The sequence below is a fragment of the Nonomuraea sp. NPDC049784 genome, assembly GCF_040659615.1.
GTDB lineage: Bacteria > Actinomycetota > Actinomycetes > Streptosporangiales > Streptosporangiaceae > Nonomuraea.
On record NZ_JBFAMX010000628.1, the window covers coordinates 1 to 5,992 of the forward strand.

Consider the following 5,992-nt stretch of genomic DNA (forward strand, 5'->3'; position numbering starts at 1 on the left):
GTCCCGCCGCCGGCAAGGCAGCCGAACACCATCGTGTTACCGAAGTCGGTCACCAGCGACTGCAACAGCGCATACCGCGCGCCCTCGCCGCGCAGGCCCAGCCGTTCCCGAACGCCATGCACGTAAGCGGCCAACCCGCCATGGGTGACCTGCACACCCTTCGGCCGACCCGTCGAGCCGGAGGTGTACATCACATACGCCACCTGACCGGGCAGCGTCACCCCCGCCAGAGCAGACTCCGATGCGGCCTGCACCAGCATCGACGTCAACGGATCATCCAAAGCCACCAGCCGTACCCGCCCCACCGGCAGCTCATCCAACGTCTCAGAGACGCCCACCACCACCGAAGCCCGGCTGTCGGACAGCATGTAGGCCAACCGCTCCGCCGGATACTCCGGATCCAGCGACAGATAGGCGCCGCCGGCCTTCAACACGGCCAGCAGGGCCACCACCATGTCCAGGCCGCGTGGAAGGCACAACCCCACCACGACCTCAGGACCCACCCCCACCGACCGCAGATGATGCGCCAACCGATTCGCCCGCACCTCCAACTCCGGATAGGTCAGCGCGCCATCGGAGGCCACCACCGCCACCCCACCGGACTGAGCGGCGATCCACTCATGCACCCCACCGACCGGAACCGGCACCGCAGTGTCATTCCACGCCACCAACCGATCCCACTCGCCCGATCCCAGCAGCGACACCTGCGACAACCGGCACGAAGGATCAGCCGCCACCACCCCCAGCAACCTCACCAAATGCCCAACCATCCGCTCCACCGTCGAACGATCGAACAACTCCGTACTGAACTCGAAGGCACCAGCCAGGTCCCCATCGCCGGCGTGGCCGAGGACCAACCGGAGGTCGAACTTCGCGACCACAGCTCCCGGCAGTTCGACCGCGGCCGAGTCCAGCCCGAGGCTCTCCTCCTCGGCCATCTCCTCCTGGTCGTAGTTGAACAGCACCTGGAACAGCGGCGTGCGCGACCGGTCCCGCCCGGAGGTCAGCGCGTCGACGAGCTGCTCGAACGGCAGATCCTGATGGGCGTAGGCGCCCAACGCCACATTCCGCACCCGGCCGATCAGGTCGGTGAAGGTGGGGTCGCCGGACAGATCAGTGCGCAGGACAAGGGTGTTGACGAAGTAGCCGATCAGATCCTCGATCTCGGCCCGGTTGCGGTTGGCGATCGGCGTGCCCACCACCACGTCGTCCTGACCCGCGTACTTGCCCAACAGCACGCTGAAGGCCGACAGCAACGTCATGAACATGGTGGCGCCGCTCTGCCGGGTCGCCGCCCGAAGCCCGGCCACCGTCTCGGCGGGGACTCTGAACGAGACGGAGTCGCCCGTGGAGGACCGCACCGCAGGACGCGGCCGGTCCGTCGGGAGCTCCAGAACGGGCGCGCCTTCCAACCGCTCTCGCCAGTAACCGAGCTGCCCCTCCAGCACCTCACCCTGCAGCCACTCACGCTGCCAAACCGCGAAATCGGCATACTGCACCGGCAACGGAGCCAACGGCGACGGCGCGCCAGCGCGGAAGGCTTCATACAGCACGGTCAGCTCGCGGCGCAGCACCCCGGCCGACCACTCGTCCGACACCACATGATGCAGACAAAGACTCAACACATGATCATCCGGACCGAGCCGGATCAACCGCCCCCGGAACAACGGCCCCACCGCCAGATCGAACGGCGCCACCGCATCAGCCGCCACCAACTCCTCAGCCCGCGAAAACCCCTCCGGGTCACCACTGAGGTCCACGACCTCCAGCCCGAACCCCGTCGACGGGTCCACCACCTGGTGCGCGAGCCCGTCGGCGTCGGTGACCAGCCGGGTGCGCAGCACCTCGTGCCGCTCCACGATCGCATCCAGGGCAGCACTCAGCGCCTCGACGTCGAGCGCACCCGTCAGCCGCAGCCCGACCGGCACGTTGTACTCCGCCGAGCCCGGCTCAAGCTGGTCGAGGAACCACAGCCGCTGCTGCGCGAACGACAACGGGATCATGCCGTCGCGGCGGCGGGGGACGATGGTCGGCGCCACTGTGTCCACGGCCCACGCCGCTTCCCGGTCCTGGAGAAGCCGGACGATCTCGTCTCGATGGCGGCGCAGCTCCTCGCGCAGCTCATCGCTGAGGGCGTCCTTCGGCGCGACCACCTTGAGCCGACCGTCCGCGAGGTAGATCCGCGCGCCCCGAGTTTCCAGATCGCTGAGCAGATCAGCAGGGGACATCGTCACTGGGAGACCCCGTTCTCGTCCGAGTCGGCTTGGCGGGAGTGCGTTTCCAGACTGTGCAGAACCTCGTCTTCCGACATCTGCTCAATCTCCTCCCAGATGCGGGCCTCGATCACGTCGCTGAGTCCGCTGACCGTGGGGTGGTCGAAGATCTCCACCAAGGGCAGGCCGAGCTGGAACGCCACGCGCAGGCGGGAGATCACCTGAGTGGCCAGCAGGGAGTGCCCGCCCAGGTCGAAGAAGTTGTCCGTGGCTCCGACCCGTTCCAGGCCGAGCACCTGTGCCCAGATCCCCGCGACCCTCTCCTCGGTCGGGGTGCCAGGCGGGACGAAGTCCCCGTCCAGCTCGGGCCGTATACCGTCGGGTGCGGGGAGGGCGGTGCGGTCGATCTTGCCGTGCCGGGTCACCGGCAGGGCCGCAAGCTCCACGAATATCGATGGGACCAGATGCTCCGGCAAGGTACGGCGCAGCACGGATCGCAGTTCGCTTGCAGGGGGCAACCCCTCGGCCTGATCGGTCGGCACGAGATAGGCGACAAGTCGCTCCAGTGGGTCGGCGATCACCACGGCGGCGCTGACCGCAGGGTGCGCGTGCAGGGCGGCTTCGACCTCGCCGGGTTCGATCCGGTAACCGCGGATCTTCACCTGTTGGTCGGCGCGGCCCAGGAACTCCAGCTCGCCCTCCGGTAGCCAGCGCACTCGATCCCCGGCCCGGTAAAGGCGCGAGCCATCAGCGGCGAACGGATCAGCCACGAACCGCTCCGCCGTCAACTCCGGACGACCGCCATAGCCTCGGGCCACGCCCACCCCGGCGATGAACAACTCCCCAGGAACGCCGACCGGGACCGGGCGCAGATGCCGATCCAGCACATACACCCGGGTATTCGGCAACGGGCGGCCGATCGGAGCAGGACGATCCTCCCCCGGCTCGATCCCGGCCAGCTCGCTGTAGGTCGAGTCGATCGTGGTCTCGGTGATCCCGAACGCCGTCAGCACCCGCGCACCCAACACCTCGCGAGCCCGCACCGCAGCAGAAGTGCGCCACACATCGGTGGTCACCACCACCAACCGCAATGGCTCCAGCACCTGCCCGGACACCGCCACGTGCTCCACCAGGCCATCGACGAAACGCGGCGCCAACTCCAGCGCGTTCACCCCGAACCCGGCGATCACCTCGGCCAGCTCAGAGGCAGAGGCCTGCACCCCGACCTCGCCCAACACCAGAGCGCCGCCGGAACACAGTGCCCGGACCAGATCACCGGTGAAGACGTCGAACCCGACACTGGTCACCGACAACCACCGCAACGGCTGCGAGAAATGCGTCCGCGACCACGCCGCATACGTCCCGGCCAGCGACCCATGCGTCACCAGCACACCCTTCGGCCTGCCGGTGGACCCGGACGTGTAGATCACACACGCCAACTGGCCCGCATCACACCTATCACCGGACAGCCTTGCCGGCCGCGTCTGGATGTCCTCCGGGCTCACGACCAGGACATCACCCGGCATCGGCGCATCCGCCACCACCAGCGACACCCCGCTGTCGGCCAGCATGAACGCCACCCGCTCCGCCGGATAATCCAGGTCAACAGGCAGATAAGCCCCACCGGCCTTCCAGACCGCCAGCACCGCCACCACGAAGTCCAAACCCCGCGGCAGACACACCCCCACCACCGACTCCGGACCCACACCAAGCCCACGCAGATGCCCGGCCAGCCGACCCGCCCGCGCATCCAACTCGCCATACGACAGCGACCCATCACCAGCGACCACCGCGACCGCATCCGGAGCCGCCACCACCCGCTCCCCGATCAGCTCATGCACCCCGGAAACACCCGACAGCGCCGCCTCGGTCGCGTTCCACCCCTCGACCACCTGCCGACGCTCGTCCTCCGACACGAGCCGTACCTCCGACAGTCGCCGGTCGGGGTCGACGCCCATCTCGTTCAGCACACCGGTCAGATGGCCGGCCAGGCGCGTCACGGTGGATTCGTCGAACAGTTCGGTGCTGTACTCGATGGCCCCGGCCAGCCCGCCGCTGCTGTTCTCGACCAGGACGACGGTGAGGTCGAACAGCGTGGTGTCCCGAGACAGCTCGACCTCAGAAAGTGCGAGGTCACCGAGCTGCAGCCGCCGGTCCTCATTCTCGTGGTGGCCGTAGTCGAACAGCACCTGGAACAGCGGGGTACGCGAGCGGTCGCGCTCGGGCGCGAGGGCGTCGACGACCTGCTCGAACGGCACGTCCTGATGGGCGTAGGCGCCCAACGCCTCCTTCCGCACCCGGCCGACCAGCTCCGTGAAGCTCGGATCGCCGGACAGATCGGTCCGCAACACCAACGTGTTGACGAAGAACCCGATCAGATCCTCGACCTCTGCCCGGTTGCGGTTGGCGATGGGAGTGCCCACCACGACGTCGTCCTGACCCGCGTACTTGCCCAACAGCACGCTGAAGGCCGACAGCAACGTCATGAACATCGTCGCGCCAGACTGCCGAGTCACCGCCTCCAGCCTGGCCACCGTCTCCCGAGGGACCTCGAAGTCCACCACGCCACCCGCCGACGTCCGCGCAGCCGGACGCGGCCGATCCGTCGGGAGCTCCAGAACCGGCGCACCCTCCAACCGCTCACGCCAGTAACCGAGCTGCCCCTCCAGCACCTCACCCCGCAGCCACTCACGCTGCCAGACCGCGAAATCGGCGTACTGCACCGGCAGCGGAGCCAGCGGCGACGGCTCCCCGTGCGAGAACGTCTCATACAGGAGAGTGAGCTCCCTGCGGAGCACTCCGGCCGACCACTCGTCCGACACCACGTGATGCATGACCAGGCTCAGCACATGCTCGTCCGCGCCCAGCCGGATCAACCGACCCCGGAACAACGGCCCCGCCCCAAGGTCGAACGGCGTCACGGCGTCGGCGGCCACCAGTTCCTTCGCCTGCGCGAACCCATCGGGCTCACCGGTGAGGTCGACGACCTCCAGCGCGAAATCGGACGCTGGGTCAATCACTTGATGGCCGACACCGTTGTCGTCCGTCACCAGCTTGGTGCGGAGCACCTCGTGCCTTTCCATGATCGCGTCGAGTGCGGCACGGAGCGCAGACACATCCAGGGGCCCGGCCAGCCGCAGCGCGATGGGCACGTTGTACTCGGCCGAGCCCGGCTCGAGCTGGTCGAGGAACCACAGCCGCTGCTGGGCGAACGACAAGGGGATCAGCTGATCGCGGCTGGTGGCCGTGATGGGGGGTGCGGTGTCTGGGGCCAGAGCTTCGATGACGTCGATGAGGTCTCCGACGGTCGGGTGGTCGAACAGGGCCGCCAGCGGCACCTCGACCCCGAACACCGCCCGCACCCGCGAAATCACCTGCGTCGCCAGCAGCGAATGCCCACCCAACTCAAAGAAATTGTCCCCGACACCCACCTGCTCCAGGCCCAGCACCTCGGCCCACACCCCGGCCAAGATCTCCTCACCCGGCGTCCGCGCCCCCACAAACACCACACCCAGCTCCGGGCGAGCGGTATCCGGGTCGGGCAGGGCGGCCCGATCGAGTTTGCCGTTGGAGGTCAGCGGCAGGCCGGCCAACTCCACAAACGCCGACGGGATCAGGTGGTCGGGAAGGCTGCGTCCGAGGAAAGCGCGCAACTCGCCGGTGGAGGGAAGGTCCTCACCCACCAGGTAGGCGATCAGGCGCTGGTCACGGCCGATCACCACCGCGGTCTCCACGGATGGATGCGCCCGCAGCGCGGTCTCGACCTCGCCCGGCTCGAC

Annotated in this window: 2 protein-coding genes; both read right to left on the bottom strand. The window is 68.2% G+C overall.

Features of this window, described 5'->3' with window-relative positions; translation table 11 throughout:
* Positions 1-2,228: condensation domain-containing protein (locus AB0J09_RS54010; protein WP_360710001.1), on the bottom strand; the 2,228-nt coding region annotated here is incomplete at its 3' end.
* A 2-nt stretch (positions 2,229-2,230) separates the two neighbouring features.
* Positions 2,231-5,992, bottom strand: a 3,762-nt coding sequence (locus AB0J09_RS54015; RefSeq protein WP_360710003.1) for an amino acid adenylation domain-containing protein, incomplete at its 5' end; no start/stop codon positions are given.